At 42.9% G+C, this 17,554-nt stretch carries 13 protein-coding genes; 8 read left to right on the top strand and 5 right to left on the bottom strand.

What is annotated here, in order from left to right:
• Positions 1 to 362 precede the first annotated feature (362 nt).
• From ACFFGT_RS19490 to ACFFGT_RS19470, 5 genes are all read left to right on the top strand, one after another.
• On the top strand, positions 363 to 1,763 hold the full coding sequence (locus tag ACFFGT_RS19490) for an alpha-L-fucosidase (RefSeq protein ID WP_377024188.1): 1,401 nt from the start codon (positions 363 to 365) through the stop codon (positions 1,761 to 1,763).
• A gap of 158 nt (positions 1,764 to 1,921) precedes the next feature.
• Positions 1,922 to 4,396, top strand: coding sequence for a glycosyl hydrolase family 95 catalytic domain-containing protein (locus ACFFGT_RS19485; protein ID WP_377024187.1), 2,475 nt, complete (start codon positions 1,922 to 1,924; stop codon positions 4,394 to 4,396).
• On the top strand, positions 4,393 to 5,148 hold the full coding sequence (locus ACFFGT_RS19480; protein WP_377024186.1) for an SGNH/GDSL hydrolase family protein: 756 nt from the start codon (positions 4,393 to 4,395) through the stop codon (positions 5,146 to 5,148). The genes ACFFGT_RS19485 and ACFFGT_RS19480 overlap by 4 nt, the downstream gene beginning before the upstream one ends.
• A gap of 337 nt (positions 5,149 to 5,485) precedes the next feature.
• Entirely contained in the window at positions 5,486 to 5,797 is a 312-nt protein-coding gene (locus ACFFGT_RS19475) for a PepSY domain-containing protein (RefSeq protein WP_377024185.1), read from the top strand.
• Positions 5,794 to 8,199: a TonB-dependent siderophore receptor gene (locus ACFFGT_RS19470; protein WP_377024184.1), complete on the top strand. Its 2,406-nt coding sequence runs from the start codon at positions 5,794 to 5,796 to the stop codon at positions 8,197 to 8,199. The genes ACFFGT_RS19475 and ACFFGT_RS19470 overlap by 4 nt, the downstream gene beginning before the upstream one ends.
• 63 nt (positions 8,200 to 8,262) lie before the next feature.
• On the opposite strand, the gene ACFFGT_RS19465 is transcribed toward ACFFGT_RS19470, so the two are convergent.
• Positions 8,263 to 8,529, bottom strand: coding sequence for a CHC2 zinc finger domain-containing protein (locus ACFFGT_RS19465; protein ID WP_377024183.1), 267 nt, complete (start codon positions 8,527 to 8,529; stop codon positions 8,263 to 8,265).
• Positions 8,530 to 8,693: 164 nt separating this feature from the next.
• Between ACFFGT_RS19465 and ACFFGT_RS19460 the strand changes: the two genes are divergently transcribed.
• Complete coding sequence (locus tag ACFFGT_RS19460; protein WP_377024182.1) at positions 8,694 to 9,095, top strand: hypothetical protein; 402 nt, start codon at positions 8,694 to 8,696, stop codon at positions 9,093 to 9,095.
• Positions 9,096 to 9,223: 128 nt separating this feature from the next.
• The gene (locus ACFFGT_RS19455; RefSeq protein ID WP_377024181.1) at positions 9,224 to 9,799 is read left to right on the top strand and encodes an RNA polymerase sigma factor; all 576 of its coding nucleotides are present in this window, start codon (positions 9,224 to 9,226) and stop codon (positions 9,797 to 9,799) included.
• Between the two features lie 234 nt (positions 9,800 to 10,033).
• Here ACFFGT_RS19455 and ACFFGT_RS19450 read toward each other — a convergent pair whose 3' ends face one another.
• The 4 genes from ACFFGT_RS19450 to ACFFGT_RS19435 form a co-directional block, all read right to left on the bottom strand.
• The gene (locus ACFFGT_RS19450; protein WP_377024180.1) at positions 10,034 to 10,807 is read right to left on the bottom strand and encodes a hypothetical protein; all 774 of its coding nucleotides are present in this window, start codon (positions 10,805 to 10,807) and stop codon (positions 10,034 to 10,036) included.
• An 82-nt stretch (positions 10,808 to 10,889) separates the two neighbouring features.
• Complete coding sequence (locus ACFFGT_RS19445) at positions 10,890 to 12,323, bottom strand: beta-helix domain-containing protein (RefSeq protein ID WP_377024179.1); 1,434 nt, start codon at positions 12,321 to 12,323, stop codon at positions 10,890 to 10,892.
• Between the two features lie 159 nt (positions 12,324 to 12,482).
• Positions 12,483 to 15,785, bottom strand: coding sequence for a TonB-dependent receptor (locus ACFFGT_RS19440; protein ID WP_377024178.1), 3,303 nt, complete (start codon positions 15,783 to 15,785; stop codon positions 12,483 to 12,485).
• An 88-nt stretch (positions 15,786 to 15,873) separates the two neighbouring features.
• A complete protein-coding gene (locus tag ACFFGT_RS19435) occupies positions 15,874 to 16,866 on the bottom strand; it encodes a FecR family protein (protein WP_377024177.1) in 993 nt (330 codons plus the stop codon).
• 147 nt (positions 16,867 to 17,013) lie between these two features.
• On the opposite strand from ACFFGT_RS19435, the gene ACFFGT_RS19430 reads away from it, so the two are divergent.
• A partial coding sequence (locus tag ACFFGT_RS19430; protein WP_377024176.1) for a hypothetical protein occupies positions 17,014 to 17,554 on the top strand: 541 nt, incomplete at its 3' end.

The following is a 17,554-nucleotide window of genomic DNA, read 5'->3' as shown; positions in this document are numbered from 1 at the left end:
GTTTACTATAATTGGGAAAGGCCTCATCAGGGTATTAATGGTAAAAAACCTATTGAAATGGCATCCGTAAACAACAAATAAAATACCTGATTCTGTTACCGAATTACTAAACCCGTACAATTGCGAGCGTAGCGTGGCAATCGCACGGAAGCAAGACCGCCCTGTATAGCATGCGATTGCCACGTCGCGCCCAGGCTCATTCCCGTTTCGCTCCTCGCAATGACATGTTTTTTTATTGTTGCCGAACCTTCCCCACGCCAAATAAGCTGAATGTAATGTCAATTTCCGATAATCTAAACATTAAATTTAAATGTGATATTGCAGTTGTTAAAACGTTTTATCAATTTAACCAACACCCAATCATGTTTAAATTAAAAGCTTTATGCTTCATAGTTCTTTGTGCCGCTTCACTCTCACTAAAAGCACAAACGGCCCAGCAGCCTGTAAAACCGCTTGCCCAGCTTCAGCAGGAGTTTGTCGACCTGCGCTTTGGTATGTTCATCCACTTTAACATCCCAACTTATATGGATCAGGACTGGGCCGATCCGGACGCTTTACCAACCATCTTCAATCCCAAAAAGTTGAATTGCGATCAGTGGGCAAAGGCGGCAAAATCGGCCAATATGACCTACGGTTGTATCACTACCAAGCATCACAGCGGTTTTTGTATCTGGGACACCAAAACGACCGACTATAATGTGATGAACAGTCCGCTGAAAAAGGACGTAGTTAAAGAATATGCCGATGCTTTCAGAGCTAACGGCTTAAAGGTATTCCTGTATTACTCTATCCTGGATACGCACCACAGGTTAAGGCCAAACATGATCACGCCTAAACATATTGATATGGTTAAAGCGCAAATTACTGAGCTGATGACCAAATACGGCGAAATTTCGGCACTGATCATTGATGGCTGGGATGCCCCATGGTCAAGAATTTCCTATGATGATGTGCCGTTTGAAGAGATCTATACACTGGTAAAATCGCTGCAGCCAAACTGTTTGGTGATGGACCTTAACGGTGCCAAATATCCTGCTGAAGGCATGTACTATACCGATATCAAAACTTATGAAATGGGTGCAGGTCAGCGTGTATCAACTAAAGATAACCGTATGCCGGCAATTGCCTGTTTACCATTACAGGCTAACTGGTTTTGGGAAACAAGCCACCCGACAACCCCGGTTAAAGAACCTGCCAAACTGGTTAACGATATCCTGAAACCGTTGAACAATGTGGATTGCAATTTTATCCTGAACGTAGCACCTAACCGGGATGGTTTGTTTGATGATAATGCCCTTGCCGCGCTTAAAGAGATAGGCAAACTTTGGAAAAACGAGGGCCCGCTTGCAAAGCTCTCTAAACTGGACGCGCCTATTATTTCATCAAACATAGCTAAAAACCAACCTGCAAGTGCCAGCTGGAGCGATGATTCGGCTATTATGGATTTTGCCAATGACGATGATTTTCATAGCTCATGGGTGTCAAATCCAACGGTTAAAAATCCCTGGTATGAGATAGACTTTAAAAAAGACCAGGCGCTGAACACCATTGTTATTGCCGAAGAAAAGGCTAATATTTCACACTACCGTTTGGAGTATTATCTTAACGGTACATGGAAACCGCTGTTTGACGGCGAAAATGCCAATAAGATAAAAGTACACCGTTTTGACCGGGTATGGGCTGGCAAGGTTCGTATCTCGATAGATAAAGCTGATCACCAGGTGTCGATAGCTGAATTCCAGGTTTATAACGAAAGAAGATAATTGCACAATAACTGACTATTAACTAACAAAGGAGAACCCGCCCGCAAGGCGGGTTTTTTATTTGCCATTAACTGTTTTTAGACATAAAAATGCCAATAAGCATTATTTTTTATAGCCGGCGCATCGTTATACTTGTAAAAACAATTGTATCCTACTTTATGAACCAAGGTCTGAAAGCAACACTCCTGTCTGTAGTTTTACCGCTATGCATGCAACTAACTGCGTTTAACGCGAACGCACAAAACAATACTTTATGGTATAAACAACCCGCAAAAGCATGGACTGAAGCCTTGCCCATAGGCAACGGAAGGTTAGGGGCAATGATATTTGGCGGGGTAAATGATGAATTGTTGCAACTGAATGAATCGACGTTGTGGTCGGGCGGACCGGTGAAACAATATGTAAATCCCGCCGCTTTTCAGTACCTGGCGCAGGTAAGGGAGGCGCTGTTTAAAGGCGATTACCAAACTGCGCGGGAGCTTACCAAAAAAATGCAGGGCGTATATTCTGAAGGCTTCCTGCCCATGGCCGATCTGCATATCAAACAATCATATAACAGCGCTAAAACCGGGAGCTATTACCGCGACCTGAATATTGGCAATGCCGTTGCTACTACAAAATATACAGTTGGCGGGGTGAACTACAAGCGTGAGATCTTTGCTTCCGCACCGGATCAGGTGATCGTGATCCGGTTTACTGCAGATAAGCCTAAACAATTAAACCTTAAGATTAATACCAACAGCCAGCTTCGTTTTCAAAAGGAAGTGCTTAATGCCAATGTTTTACGGCTAAGCGGCAAAGCGCCAGCCCATGTTGAGCCAAGCTATGTCGATTCAAAAAATCCAATAGTTTATGCCAATGACGATAAATGCCGTGGCATGCGTTATGAGGTGCAGGCAAAGGCAATAAGTAATGATGGCAAAATAACAGCAGACACAAGCGGTATCACGGTAAAAGGCGCATCAAGCTTAACGCTTTATGTTGCTGCTGCCACCAGTTTTAAAGCTTATAACCAATGCCCTGATGGTGACGAAAAAGTGGCAGAGAAAAATCTTGATAAAGCTGCTGCAAAACCTTATGCCCAGTTGCTTGCCGCTCACCTTGCCGATTATCACCATTATTTTAACCGGGTAAGCCTCAAATTTAATGAGAACAAAGGCAGCCACGCCGAGTTGCCTACCGATGCAAGGCTTTCGCTTTATAATAAAAATCAGGGTGCCGATCCCGGCATTGAGGCTTTGTATTTTCAGTATGGCCGTTACTTGTTGATCAGCAGTTCAAGAACTCCGGGCGTGCCTGCCAACCTGCAAGGCATCTGGAACAAGGAACTGCGCGCGCCATGGAGTTCCAACTATACCAGCAATATCAATGTACAAATGAATTACTGGATGGCCGAGGATTGTAACCTGTCCGAAATGCATCAGCCTTTATTTGACCTGATCAAGGGATTATCTGAAACAGGTACCGAAGTGGCTAAAGATTTTTATCATGCTAAGGGTTGGGTAACACATCACAATACGGATCTCTGGGCGTTGGCCAATCCTGTAGGTGATCTTGGTCATGGTGACCCTGCATGGGCAAACTGGCCAATGGGGGGCGACTGGCTTACCCGCCACCTTTGGGAGCATTATTTATACACAGGGGATAAACAGTTTCTGAAAAACACGGCCTACCCTTTAATGAAAGGCGCAGCTGAATTTACTTTTGATTGGCTGGTGCCTGATGGTCAGGGTCATTTGGTAACCGCACCGTCCATGTCGCCCGAAAATGAATTTATTTATGCTGAAGGCAAAGCGTCCGATGTTTCGGTTTCCACTACGATGGATATGGGCATTATCCGCGATCTGTTTGATAACCTTATTGCTGCAAGTAAAGTATTGGGTGTTGATGCTGCTTTCAGGGATTCGCTCATTGCTAAAAAAGCTAAACTGATCCCGTATCAAATTGGCAGCAAAGGCCAGTTACAGGAATGGTATAAAGACCAGGAATCGCCCGATCCTCATCATCGCCATGTGTCGCATTTGTATTCTGTTTATCCCGCCAATGAAATTTCGATAACAGCGAGTCCTGAACTGGCTGCTGCGGCAAAACGTACATTGGAATTACGTGGTGATGAAAGCACCGGCTGGAGCCTGGCCTGGAAGGTAAATCTTTGGGCACGCCTGAGGGATGGCAATCACGCTTACAAATTATATCGCGACCTGCTGCGCTTAACCGGCGAAAGCGGCTATAACTACAGCGAGGGCGGCGGACTTTATCCAAACATGTTTGATGCACACCCTCCGTTCCAGATAGATGGAAACTTTGGCGGTACATCCGGTTTGGCCGAAATGCTGCTGCAAAGCCAGGATGGCAATGTACATCTGTTACCCGCGCTGCCCGATGCCTGGACAAATGGCGAAATAAAAGGTCTTGTGGCAAGGGGAGCTTATGTAGTTGATATGAAATGGACAGGAGGCAAAGTTGTAACTGCCGGGATCTTATCAAAAATAGGTGGTCAATGCCATATCATCACCAAATCAAAACTGACAGTTAAAGGTTTAAATGCTGTGCCGGTTAAAGTAAAGGATGGCTATGAGTTGGTGATCAATACAGAAAAAGGTAAATCGTACCAGTTAACAAGCAGCTTATGAGCAACAGCAGGAGAGCCTTTTTAAAGAAAGCTTCGTTAGCCGGCGCAGCGGCAATGGCTACACCCGGCCTGGTATTGGCATCAGAAAAAGATGAACACTATCTGCCCGATGATGGCGCTGGGAAAACTTTCCTGTTCCAGGGCGATTCGATAACCGACGGCGGACGCAGCTTTGATAAGGACTGGAACCATGTTTACGGGCAGGGTTATGCCTATCTGATAACCGCCCGCATCAATTTTGACTATCCCGGCAGGGATTACCAGTTTTTTAACCGTGGCATTAGCGGCAATACCGTAAATGACCTTGCAGCACGCTGGCAAAAAGATACGCTTGATATTAAGCCCGATGTATTGACTATACTCATTGGTATTAACGATGTGCACAGGGTAATAACACAGGGAGATAAGACAACAGCCGAAGATTTTGGTCATGCCTATGAACTGCTTTTAACCCAAACCATAACCGCCTTACCCAACGTTAAACTAATTTTATTGGAGCCATTTATCCTGCCTGTAGGCATGGTGAACAAGAACCCCGAACTATGGACAGCCGAAGTTCAAAAACGACAGGCGGTGATTAAAACGCTTGCCGCAAAATTTAACGCCATTTATGTGCCTTTGCAGGATGTTTTTAATAAAGCCACGCAAAAGGCCAAAGCCGATCACTGGATCTGGGATGGCATTCACCCAATGCCTGCCGGGCACGAGCTCATAGCCAGGGAATGGATGAAGGCGGTTGAAAAAATGTATTAATATTTATTGTTTTCGACACGCAAAACTCGTTTTAAAGAGCGTCATTGCGAGGTACGAAGCAATCCCCGATTAGCAGAGCCGCTCTGTATAGTTTGGGATTGCTTCGTACCTCGCAATGACGCTTTTTTTTATATTATGCTATTCGTAAAAACATAAACGTCTGCCTTTTATCTTCTTAATCAATCTTTATTTAATTTTTTAATTATTTTTTATGTTGCAATTTATTGATTAACAGATTTATATGTTTGTTATTTTTATTTGGATTTAATTTAAATAAAAAGTTTATTTGTGCCATTGTTCTATCTACAGGTTTTCCTTACCTGCATTTAACTAAACTATGGCACAGTTAAAAAGTATCAAAAGGTGGTTTTGGTGGCACCGGTGGCCAAGCCTCATCTGCACCCTGTTTTTATTGCTGCTTTGCCTCACCGGCTTACCGCTCGTTTTTTCCGGGGAGATTGATGGCCGGCTAAATCCGACCCATTATGCCGAAATGCCTGCAAATACCCCGATGGCAAATCTCAATGGGATGATAAAACAGGGCAAACTATCCCCCTCTTTATCATCTGCCGCAAAATATGGTGGCAAAAAATTTCCTCGCCCAAACACAAATAACATATACCACAAACCCCAACAATTCGTACTATGAGTAAAAAAATAACCCAACTCACATTGCTGTTCTTATTTTTCACGAGCCTCGCATTTGCCCAAAACGCTTCCATAAACGGCACAGTTAAAACCAGCGATGGGAACGCCGCCGAAGCGGTAAGTATCAGCTTAAAAGGCACAAACAAAGGAGCATCGTCTGATGAAGACGGTAACTACCAGATCAAAAATATAAAGCCCGGTACTTATGAAATAATTGCTTTTTTGATAGGACTTGAAAAACAAGAGCAAACTATTACACTTAAGCCAGGCGATAAACTTATGCTCAATTTCATCCTGAAAGAAAATTCGGCTAAACTGAACGAAGTTGTAATATCTGCCCGTAACGGGAATAAATTAAATAGTTCGGTAGCCAAAATGCCGCTTAAGAACCTGGAAAACCCGCAGGTTTACAATGTCGTTTCGCTCGAAACCATTAAGCTGCAGGGGATCACCAACTTTGACGATATTTTACGCAACGTTCCGGGTATTTCGCGTACCTGGGAGTCCACCGGTAGAGCAGGAGATGGTGCGTCCTATTTTGCTTTACGCGGTTTTGAAGCCCAGCCTTCGTTATACAACGGTTTACCAGGCTTTACCAACGGCGATCTTGACCCTGCAGATATTGAGGAGATCCAGGTTTTAAAAGGACCTTCGGCTACCTTGTTCGGAGCAAATTTTGTTGGTTATGGAGGTATCATCAATACAATCACCAAAAAGCCTTATTTTACTACCGGCGGTGAGGTTACTTATACAGCCGGCAGCTTCGGTTTAAACAGGATCACAGCGGATGTTAATACGCCATTAAGCAAAACCGAAAGGATAGCATTGCGTGTAAACACCGCTTACCATACCGAGAACAGCTTCCAGGATGCCGGGTATAAAAAAACGTTTTTTGTTGCCCCTGCACTTACTTACCACGTAAACGATAAGCTGAGCTTTAACTTTTTGGCCGAGATTTTCCAGGAGGAGCGTGCTGTTGCACCGGTATTTTTCCATACCAACCGTGCCGATCCGCTTACGTTTAAAAACATCAAGGAGCTTAACCTCGATAACAATCAATCGTTCACCAGCAATGATCTGCCTATCAAAAACCCGAGGTATAACATGCAGGGACAGATGACTTATAAGATCTCTGATCAGTGGTCGTCACAAACAGCTATCTCCCGCGGAACCTCTAAATCATTAGGTTATTACGGCTATATTTTTGGTAATGCCGAAGGCAGCAATGAGTTTGAGCAATACATCCACAAAGAAAACCAAACTAACAACACTTCGGATATCCAACAAAACTTTAACGGTGATTTTAAAATAGGCGGTTTACGCAACCGTTTATTAGTAGGCCTTGATTACTTTAACCAAAATGTAGTTGACAACGGCACAGGGTATGCTTTTATGCGCTATGTAACTCCACAGGGCGCTATCAGTTATGCTGATCCTGCACACCCGGTATATGCCACTCAAAACTCTGTTGACAGCCTTTTGGCCGGTACTGGCGCCAGCAAGAGCAACGTAAGCAACAGCACATACAGCGCTTATGCATCAAACGTACTTAATATCACTGATGCGTTATCGGCAATGGCAAGCTTGAGAGTTGATCATTTTGTATCAAAAGGAGAGAAAACCGATCCTTCGGATGATTTTAACCAGACCGCATTTTCGCCAAAATTTGGATTGGTTTATCAGCCTGTGTTAAACAAGGTATCGGTTTTTGGTAATTACATGAACGCATTCCTTAATGTTGCCCCAATGCAGGTAACGGATGCCGAAGGTAATAATCCCCGCGTAAAATCATTTAAACCTGAGCATGCCAATCAGTATGAGTTTGGCGTTAAAACCAATTTGTTTTCGGATAAGCTAAATGCTACGGTTTCATACTATGATATCAAAGTATCAAACCGTGTAACCCCAACAATTGGCAATATCAATGATTACGATCAACGGGGAAAAGTGCACAGTAAAGGCTTCGAGATTGATGTGAATGCTAACCCTGCACCCGGTTTTAACCTGATAGCCGGTTACAGCCACAACAGCACCAAGGTTGCAGCAGGCGACGGCACCGATTTTTATAACGAAGCAGGCCGTGCACCGGGCGGCCAGGGCCCGCAGGATCAGGCAAATCTTTGGGCAACTTATAAAATCATGAAAGGCAGTTTGAAGGACTTTGGCTTTGGTTTTGGCGGAAATTACGCCGGTGTATATAAAGTTGTTGACAATAGTGTGGTAGGCGTGTTCGAGCTGCCGAGTTATACCCTTATCAATGCAAGCATATTTTATAATTCAAATCGTTTCCGCTTTACGTTCAATGCAAATAACATCACCAATAAAAAATATTATATAGGCTATTGGTCGGTTAATCCGCAGCGCCCGGTAAACTTTACCACAAGCTTTGCTTTCAAGTTTTAAAAGTAAAACCATTATCACATAAAAGGCGGACCGGGTAAACTGGTCCGCCTTTATTGCAAGCGCTTAATAGCTTCCGGTTATCAACTGAATAGCCTCTTCGCGGGTTTTATGTTCAATGGCCATTACAAATTCAACCGGGCCGCCGCCTTTACCGCAGCCAAAGCATTGAAAAATATTTTTTTCGGGCGATACCATCAATGAGGTGGCCTGGTCTTTATGAAAAGGGCAGCGGCCTTTTAAATTTCTCCGGCTTTCTTCAAGCAGCACATATTTTGAAACAATTCGTACAAGATCGGCCTGTACCGGCGACAGGGAATGAGATGCAGACATGTTGGGCAATAGAATAATTAATTATCAGTTTGCGAAAATAATTTTTTGCTTCAATGGAATGCTGTTTTGTTGAAAAAAAGCCATTAGCGCATTATATGAGGCTTTTTTTGAATTTTGTAGCGTTAATCGGTAGCTTGTCGTAATGGCTTAAAAACCTAATAGTTATGAAGCAATTATTCGCCTTTGTTTTAGTGTTGGCTGCAGCGGTAAGCTCATGCAAAAAGAATGATAATAACCAGGCAGCAAAACTAAGCGGTACTTATGCCGGAACTTTTCAGCGTAAGGTTTCCGGAACGGGTGCGGTATCAAATGTAAGCCTCAGTTTTTCTGCCGAAGCCTGGAGCGGTGAATCGCAAACGGTTAAATATCCTGCCTTAAGTCACGGCACGTTCAGTACAAGCGGCAATAAGGTCACTTTTAAAAATGAATCGGTCTGGACAGCTGAGTTCGACTGGTCGTTGATCCTGAATGGAGATTATGACATTAACCTGTTTGGCAATACGGTAACCATCACTAAAACTTATGATAACGGCATGTTAGATATTTATACGCTTGTTAAGCATTAAGATGAAGGGTTTAGGATAGCTTTTTTTTATTTTTATTTATTTTATAAGGAACAATATTCGAAAAATATCTTAAGCTTTTAACATTCAGTTAATATCAGCTGAATAATTTACATACGTAAAACCTGCATATGAAATTAGCTGATAAACCTGCCCGGTTAACCCGTTTTGAAGAAATTTACAGCGACACCTTTGATAATCTCAGGAACACTTTTTTAAAGCTGACACGGGATGAAGAACAAACCAACGACCTATTACAAACCGTATATATAAAGTTATGGGAAAAGCTGGATGAACTGGAAGACCAGGGCGATTATGCGCGTATCCTGTACGTTTATGCCCGTAATGTTTTCAGGGATGAACTGCGGAAAAAGTGCAGGCAGGAAATTGCCCGGGATGAATTAAAATACCTTGCTGTTGCATCGGTAAATGCAGAAGGGACGGCCGAATTAAAGGAATACGAAAACATAGTTAAAGAAATTATTGATAAAATGCCTGTAAAACGGCAGCGTGTTTACCGCATGTTTAAAGAGGATGGCCTGAGCTATAAAAATATAGCGCTGAGCCTTGGCATCTCATCCAAAACGGTAGATAACCACCTGAATGAAGCCTCAAAAGAAATAAGGAAACAGGTTAAACTGGCTTACCAGGCCGGCAATTTATCATCGTTAACCGTTGTGCTGATTGTGCAACTGTTAGTAAATTAGTTTGGTAATGATTAGCATAACCTATCGGGGCCAATAACAATAAGTATTAACTTATTTGACATATTTATACTCAGAGTTAATATTAAAATTACACTAATTTAAACGATATAAAAATGTATTTTTGCAGATATCCCCGGATAAGAAATTGTCTGATGGATAAATTGCATTTTGAAAAGGCAGGTTATTTGGAACCTGCCTTTTTCTTTTTTATATGCAGATTGTTAATTATGTGGGCTATTTGAGTTCGGTTTCGTAAATAATAGTTGTGGTAAATGTTCCAGATGAGGGATCTTTCGCTATAGCTAAAGACATTACCTTGTTAGGCATAAATTGCTGTGATGATTGCTCGAATAATACTGATGGAAAATCCGTGAAGAAATCAACTAATTTATTGTTGTTTACAGGATCAAAAAGCTCAAAATAATATCCTCCGGTGCTAAGATCGCCATGTTTAGGGGGGGGCAGTTCGGTATAACTACTAAATCTCGTTTTATTTATTGCTTTAATGGTTGCCGTTTCATCCAGCAAAAGATCGCCCGCGTCACTATAGTAAAGTTCGTATATCTTCATATCCACTACTGCCGGCAATGAGTTTTCAAGGTTAACAAATTGTACCAGGCTATTACCACGTGCGGGTGTTACACTACCATCATAGCCGCCGCCAATGATCTTTAAATCGCCGGTGTATAAAAAGGTTAAATTTAACTTATTATCTTTTATATTAAGTGTAGTATCAATCACCGGGTTGGCTGACTTACCCGGTTGATATATCTTTATTTTACGGTTACCTATATACGCTTTAATAGTTTTAATGGCCGATGGAGCCTTGAGTGTATCTGTTATTTTACCATCAACATCAACCAAAAGGTTGCCCACTTCTGTTGTAGTTGTGGAGCTGATGTTAAAGCTGCCGTAGCTTTTCGCTTCTATGAGTTCTCCATCTTTTTTACATGCGAAAAAAAACTGGCTAATAAGTGCAATTAAAAACAGGAGTTTGATTTTTTTCATAAACATTAATTTAAAAAGTACCGTGAGCCTGTGCTCACGGTACTCAGATCTTTTAATTATAACCGGTCAGGATAAATTTTAATTAGTAAGCATTGGTGAAAGGCTCATAAGAAGCCCAGCCACCGCTATCCCAACGGGCAGCAGCTTGTAAACCAAATGCACCTAAATAAGTAGGTGTGGTATCAAATGCGCTGAAAGTACCGCCCGGGTGGGTAACAGCAAGGCCTGTGAAAACTGCACCGGTTCTGATACCTGCAGGTGCAGTTGGTAAGATTCTCCAATCAGGAGAAGCACTAAACGGACCAACCAGTTTGATAGTAGTATTAGGATTTGCACCGGTTAATGAAGTTACCGCGGTTGAAGTTAAAGCAGCACCTGTAACAGCTGTGCTGTAACCATGAACGTAACTGTTTGAATACTCGCTACCGGTAGTATTGATCAATGTAGCACCGGCGTTAAAGCCAAAATTAATTGAGTTACGCACTTTGTAACTTGAGTTTACACGGAACAGGTGACCGATACCGGAAGTTGGACCGGCTGTTGCACCACCAACAAAGGTAATGTTTGATAAAACAGGTTGTGTTACACGGCTTGCAAACGCACCGCCGGTGGTAACGATAGGAGAAGAGATATTGTTGCTCTCGATACCGTTAGGGCTTGATGAATAAGTAAAGTTAAGATCCTTAGCAGCAAGGGCAAACTGGATTGAACCCTGGTAACCCTGGTCAAAGTCCAGATCATCGTCATCATTGCCATAAGAAATTAAAAATTTGGCGTTTACCGAACCACCAAAAAACTCAAAACCGTCATCGGCACCGTATGATACCTGGATGTGATCTAAAGTGGTACCTGCACCAACACCGCCCAAAGTAAGGCCGTTTAGTTCATTACCGTCGCTAACAACAACACCGGCAAATTCAATACGAACGTTTTTCAGGGTGCCTGAATTATCAGTTTCGGTAGCGCCGCCATAACCTATAGCGTCTTTACCTGCTAAACCTGCAGGGATCTGCGCAACAGGAATACCTTCAATTTGTGGTTTAGCCTGGTTAGTTGGAGCCTGGCCTAAAAGTACAACACCACCCCAATCGCCTTTTGCACGCTGGCCGCTTGCTTTGGCCGATGTAAATACGATAGGGTTAGCAGTAGTACCCTGTGCATCGATTTTAGCACCTCTCCTGATAACCAGGTATGAAGGGAAACCGCTTGTAGTATTGGCAGTTGCTAAACCTTTGATATAAGTACCAGCCTGTATAGTGATAGTAACAGTGCTGTCAACAAAAGTAGGGCCGTTAATAAACCATACTTTGTCATTAGTAAGCGTGATATTGCTGGTAATAAGGCCGCTGATAGTGCCGGTAGTTGTTGGCAGCGTGTGGGTATCAGGGAACAACGCTTTTGATGAGCGGTCAAAATCACCTTGAGGGGCAGTTACGCCTTCCTGTTTTTTACAGCTGCTAAAGCCTAAAGCCGCAGCAAGTACTAATAAACTGATGGATTTAAATTGCATTTTCATAGTGTGCGTTTTTTAAATAAATAGAAATTTGGTTCTGTTTATTCAATTTGGTTTTTAATTGGCTTCACCTTTTAAGCCGGTAAGCATAGCAGGCTGTTGTTTGTTTTTCAGATAGATGTTTGTTTTCCTTTCGTCCTAAAATTTATATGATGGTTACAATTAAAAGCGATAAATGAAATTGAGCGTTGAAGTAGTACCGTACTTCCAGGTAAATATTTTGGTATCATAAGCAGCATTGTACCGCGTGCCCTTAGGGTCGGCCTGCCCGGCGGGGAAAGGAGCAGTACCATCGCCGGGGTATGATTCAACAGAGGGTGTTTGCTCCGGGTATGTTTTATTGCCCGGCGGGTAAGCGTTCACGTAGTAAAACATTTGGCTGTTGAGCAAATTGCTGATGTTTAAGCGGAACTCGGCCTTGTTGTTTTTAAGGAACTTGTAGCTCAGTTGAAGGTCTATTACATCCCTGCCGTTTTCATACTGATCTTCGGCACGGTTTGGCGACGCATAAACTATACGCTGCCCGTAACGGTTGTAAACTGCGTTAAAACCAAAGTGACTGCCGGTATAAAGAATGCCCGCGTTAACGATATAAGGTGATTGCCCTGTTAGCGGCCTGTCACGCTTGCTGGGTACGGACTGGCCCTTGTCATTAACGGCATATACAGTACCCAGGTCAACACTGGCCTTGAGGTAAGTAAAATTGCCCGAAAGGTAAAGGTTTGACCAAAAGGGCGAAGATGCTGAAATGAAGTTTAGCGATTTTCGGGCATCTATTTCAAATCCTGTATTTTTGGCGCTTTTTAAATTACTGTATACGTAAGATCTCGGAACCTGATTAGGGTAAAGGATCTCGATGGGATCTTTAAAATCTTTATGAAAGCCAGATACAGAGATGATTTCGCCAGGAGATGGATAATATTCATACCTGAGATCGAAGTTTTGCACGGTAGTTGATTTTAGGTTTGCCCCCCTTATCGCCCTGAACAGGTCGAAATCAAAGTAGCTGAAATAAGAGAGCTCCCTGAAATCGGGGCGGGCAACTGTTTTGTAATAAGCTGCCCTGATATTCATTTTAGAGGTTAGGGAATAGATAGCATTTACAGATGGCAGCCAGTCGTTCTTTTTTGCGGTAAGGAGGCTGTCTACAATTGGGGCTACCTGGTTGCCGGGTACCGGCCGGCGTGTGCGGGTAGATACCTTTTGCTGATTTTGCTCATACCTTACACCTGCTATTAACCTTATTTGTTTGGTAAGTTTGGCATCAAGCATGCCGTAAAATGCATCGAGGTTTTGGCGGCCTTTGTAGCCTGTACCAACTGTTTTATCAGCTACGCCGTTACCATCAGCAATAGTAGGAAACAGGTACAGGTTCCCTTTGGCAAATTCAGCCGAATTATATACGTCGTAATATACTAAACCATCGTAGCGGCTGTTACCGGTACCGCTGTCACCAAGATTTTTTATCCGGTAAAAATCTGTATGATAGTCGGCAGTGCGGTAATTGCCCTGGTAACCAAATTTAAAGGCCTGGTTAAGTTTCAATAATTGAAAGGGTACCTGTATGTTTGTTTGCCAGGAGTAGCGTTTTTCTGCATAATCAGAATAATAAACGCTGCCATTTTTTATATTGCTGTCGCTGAAATTGTAAGTGAAATAATCATCGGGGTTTGCACTATTGTTAGGGATCACCCTGTCCATTACCCGGCTAAAAGGCTGGTCGCGGTTTACGGTTGAAAGCGCAAAGCCATAATCCACCTTTATTTTGCGCGTGCCTAAAACATGTTCGCCGGTAAAGTTGGTTTGAAACAATTCATTTATTACAGTTTGGTCGCTGTAATTGTCAATTTTTGAGTTATTGTTTTCGCCATCAATACCTGCATAGGTAAAATACTTATCACTAAAGCGGCGGTTGTAGGTGTTTTTTAAAGTGAACTTGTTGGTGCCGTTAACGTAACCAAGGTTAACACTGCCGCCCCACAGGGTATTGAATATATAGTCGGTCCCTTTGTAGTCGCTTATAAATGATTGATAAACATTGTGCTCGTTGGCCAGTTGCTCGTTACGGTAAGTTAATGCTGCAACAATGCCCAAGGTTGAATTATCTTTAAAAGGGAAGCTGTGTGCCGCTGTAAACTGGTAGTTTTGAATAGGCTGCGCTGTATATTTGCGCAAAGCCCAGTTGTTGGGCAGAGTTCCTAAAAATTTGGCTGCCTGCGCTTTTTCATCAGGCGTTGCTGTGCCTCCAGAAATTTTTAAGGCCAGGTTATTATAATCAATCAGGCTCATGCCGGTTGGTTTGCGCTGATAATCATTTGCAAAACCCCAATAATTCTTAGCACCGCGGTACCCGCTTATAAAATCCTTACCCGTAGCCCTGTTGTTGTAGCCGCTGCCTACGGTAAACTCTATAAAGTTTTCATCGGGTATATCCCTGGTCGTAATCTGGATCAGCCCGCCCGAAAACTCACCGGTGAGATCAGGGGTTGCAGTTTTGTTAACAACTACATTATCAACCAGCGAGCTTGGGATAATATCAAAAGCAAAATCACGGCGGTTAGGCTCGGTGCTGGGTAGTTGTGAGCCGTTCAGCATCACGTTGTTATACCTGTCGCTCATGCCGCGTACTACCACAAATTTGTTTTGCGACACCTGCAAACCGCTTACCCTGGTCAGTACCTGCGCAGTATTGTTATCGGGCGTACGGCTAATTTGTTCGGCAGTGATACCGTCAGATACTGCTGCATTGTTCTTTTGCCTGGCGTACAAACCTTCAATTGAGGCTTTTTTATAATCAGACCTGATCACTACTTCGCTCAACGCGTTGGAGGCGGGTTTCAGGGCAATATCCAGCAGTGTGCTTTTATCTTCATTTACAACTATGCCCGAGATGTGCTGCGATTGAAAGGAGATATAGGTGATTTCAATGGTGTAGGTTCCCGGAGCTACCACAAACGAGTATGAACCGTCGGGGCCGCTTTGTATGGCTTTATCTACTTCTACCAGTTTAATGGTTGCACCGGGTAGGGTTTCGCCTTTATCGTCAAGCACTTTACCGGTAATTTTGCCGTTTTTTTGTTGCTTTGCGGGCGTTTGTACCGGGCGTTTTTCTATCCTTACGGATATTTCCCGGCCTTCGAGATTGTATTCAAGCGACAGCTTTTTTTTCAGGTCGGTTAAAACGCTGCCTAAGGGGGCGTCGCTGAATTTCAGGTTATTAACTTTTACCTTTTTTGCGGCTTCTTTATCGTAAAAAAAATCATAAGCCGATTGCTTTTTCAATTGAACCAATACCTCATCTAAATTAGCCGAGGCCATGGTAAGGCTAACCGAATTGCGAAGCTGGCTGATATTTGCCTGGGCATTAACTTGGGGTGTTACATAAAAAACAATAAAAAAGAACAGGAGAGCTTTGAAATGGAATTTTTTTTGTTTGAAGAACTTATTATTAGTAAATACGTACATAAATTTTTTGATAACGTTTTTCGAGGACTTATTTCAAAATTTAAGGGGATACCGTTGCCGCGGTATTCCCAATTTTTTAACAGGGAGCTTAGTCGTTTATGATATATTCATGCTCTCCCTTCTTTTTAAATTTTAATCCGTGTATAAACAGGATCCTGCGCAGCACTTCATCGGCTGTGCTGCGGGTGTATGCGCCGGTTATCATTTTGTTTTTAAGCAATGAACTATCCTTAAAATCAATATGTACAGCATATGCATCGGCTATACGGTTAATTGCTGTAGCCAGCGGTATGTTGTCAAAAATCATTTTACCACTGGTAAACGCATCCATTTTGCCATCAACCTGTACATTATGTATATCAATATTGCTGTTGTTATTATTATAGCTGAGCAGTTGCCCGGGTGTAAGTACCCGGTACTGCCTGCCTGATGATACCTGTACACGGCCGCGCACAAGTAATACATTGATGTTTCTTTCGTTTTTGTAGGCCGTTATGTTAAATGCGGTGCCCAAAACACGGGTAGTGATCTTGCCCGATGTAACCCTGAAAGGTTTAGCTGCATTATGGCTTACATCAAAAAAAGCTTCGCCGGTCATGGTAACCTCCCTGCTGGTATCCGCGAAATTGTTTTTATTGTAGCTAAGGGAAGAGTTGGGATTGAGCCAAACCTGGGTACCATCGCTCAGCACGATTTTATGGGTGAAATTTTCGCGGTTACTGATGGTAACCAGTTGCTGCAATTTTTCATTTTTCTTATTACCGGTAAGCCAGTAAGCTATGCCAACAGCCAGAAGTAAAGCTATGCCGGCTGCAACACGATAGGTTGTTGCTGTTTTCCAACTGATTATTTTATGTTGTTCGGGTTTATCTATAATCGAACTAAGCCGGTTAAAAAACTGTGTTTTTACTGAGGCCGGGCTTGGGATTGGATTACCCGTAGCTGCCTGTTCCATAATATACTCATCCAGCACCGCCAAATCATCCTGCTCTAAATATTTTAATACCTGCTTTTTTTCATCAAGGGTACAATTCCCTTCAAAATATTTTTTTAGTAATGCTTTGGTGATCGTGTCGGCCATGTGGTGGTGTATTTTTCTTTCTTTATTGGTAATACGCCGCAGGCGATGTGATTCCCTATCGGGTTTTGAAATTTTTCAGGTTGGTAATAATAATATCGGGCTTAAGCCTGACTCGTCCGGGAAAAACTATACACTAAAAAGAAGTGTATGAAAACAGAAGACGATCAAAATGGACCGATAATTCGCTTTCACGAGCGGGGGCACTTTCAAACGAACTTACGGGATGAGCTCATAAAATCGATTGAGTCAGGCACTCCCCGGAGTGTAATAGTTTATCAATATGGAGTATCGCGCAGTACGCTATGCGATTGGATGCGGAATCACGGATCGAAGGATTATCAGGCAAAACAGTTGGGAAGTGATTTAACAGAGGTAGAAAAGCGAAGTATCGTGCGTCAGATAGAACAGGGCTTATTAACGCCTCATGCAGCGAGGACGACATACGGGATGAGTGGGCAAACGCTAAATAAATGGCTTAAGGCATCGTTGAAAGAAAATGTCGAACTTGCGGTCTATGATCCGTTTGAGATGAAGGATAAAGCCGTAGGCCAGCCTGATTTACCAGATCCCGAAAAGGAAGCTTTAAAAAAGGCGCTGGAAGATGCGCAGTTGAAGATCAGTGCCCTAAATACGCTTATTGATGTAGCGGAGGATCAGTTTAAGATCAAGATCAGAAAAAAAGCTGGAG

This window comes from Mucilaginibacter angelicae (assembly GCF_042434235.1).
GTDB lineage: Bacteria > Bacteroidota > Bacteroidia > Sphingobacteriales > Sphingobacteriaceae > Mucilaginibacter > Mucilaginibacter angelicae.
The sequence above is the reverse complement of the archived record's forward strand: the minus strand, read 5'-3'. Positions and strand labels throughout refer to the sequence as shown.

Bases quoted from the DNA above. Each gene is read 5' to 3' on its own strand.
- ACFFGT_RS19480 (WP_377024186.1), top strand. From the start codon at position 4,393: ATGAGCAACAGCAGGAGAGCCTTTTTAAAGAAAGCTTCGTTAGCCGGC.
- ACFFGT_RS19450 (WP_377024180.1), bottom strand. From the start codon at position 10,807: ATGAAAAAAATCAAACTCCTGTTTTTAATTGCACTTATTAGCCAGTTT.
- ACFFGT_RS19435 (WP_377024177.1), bottom strand. From the start codon at position 16,866: ATGGCCGACACGATCACCAAAGCATTACTAAAAAAATATTTTGAAGGG.
- ACFFGT_RS19490 (WP_377024188.1), top strand. From the start codon at position 363: ATGTTTAAATTAAAAGCTTTATGCTTCATAGTTCTTTGTGCCGCTTCA.
- ACFFGT_RS19440 (WP_377024178.1), bottom strand. From the start codon at position 15,785: ATGTACGTATTTACTAATAATAAGTTCTTCAAACAAAAAAAATTCCAT.
- ACFFGT_RS19475 (WP_377024185.1), top strand. From the start codon at position 5,486: ATGGCACAGTTAAAAAGTATCAAAAGGTGGTTTTGGTGGCACCGGTGG.
- ACFFGT_RS19465 (WP_377024183.1), bottom strand. From the start codon at position 8,529: ATGTCTGCATCTCATTCCCTGTCGCCGGTACAGGCCGATCTTGTACGA.
- ACFFGT_RS19485 (WP_377024187.1), top strand. From the start codon at position 1,922: ATGAACCAAGGTCTGAAAGCAACACTCCTGTCTGTAGTTTTACCGCTA.
- ACFFGT_RS19445 (WP_377024179.1), bottom strand. From the start codon at position 12,323: ATGAAAATGCAATTTAAATCCATCAGTTTATTAGTACTTGCTGCGGCT.
- ACFFGT_RS19455 (WP_377024181.1), top strand. From the start codon at position 9,224: ATGAAATTAGCTGATAAACCTGCCCGGTTAACCCGTTTTGAAGAAATT.
- ACFFGT_RS19460 (WP_377024182.1), top strand. From the start codon at position 8,694: ATGAAGCAATTATTCGCCTTTGTTTTAGTGTTGGCTGCAGCGGTAAGC.
- ACFFGT_RS19470 (WP_377024184.1), top strand. From the start codon at position 5,794: ATGAGTAAAAAAATAACCCAACTCACATTGCTGTTCTTATTTTTCACG.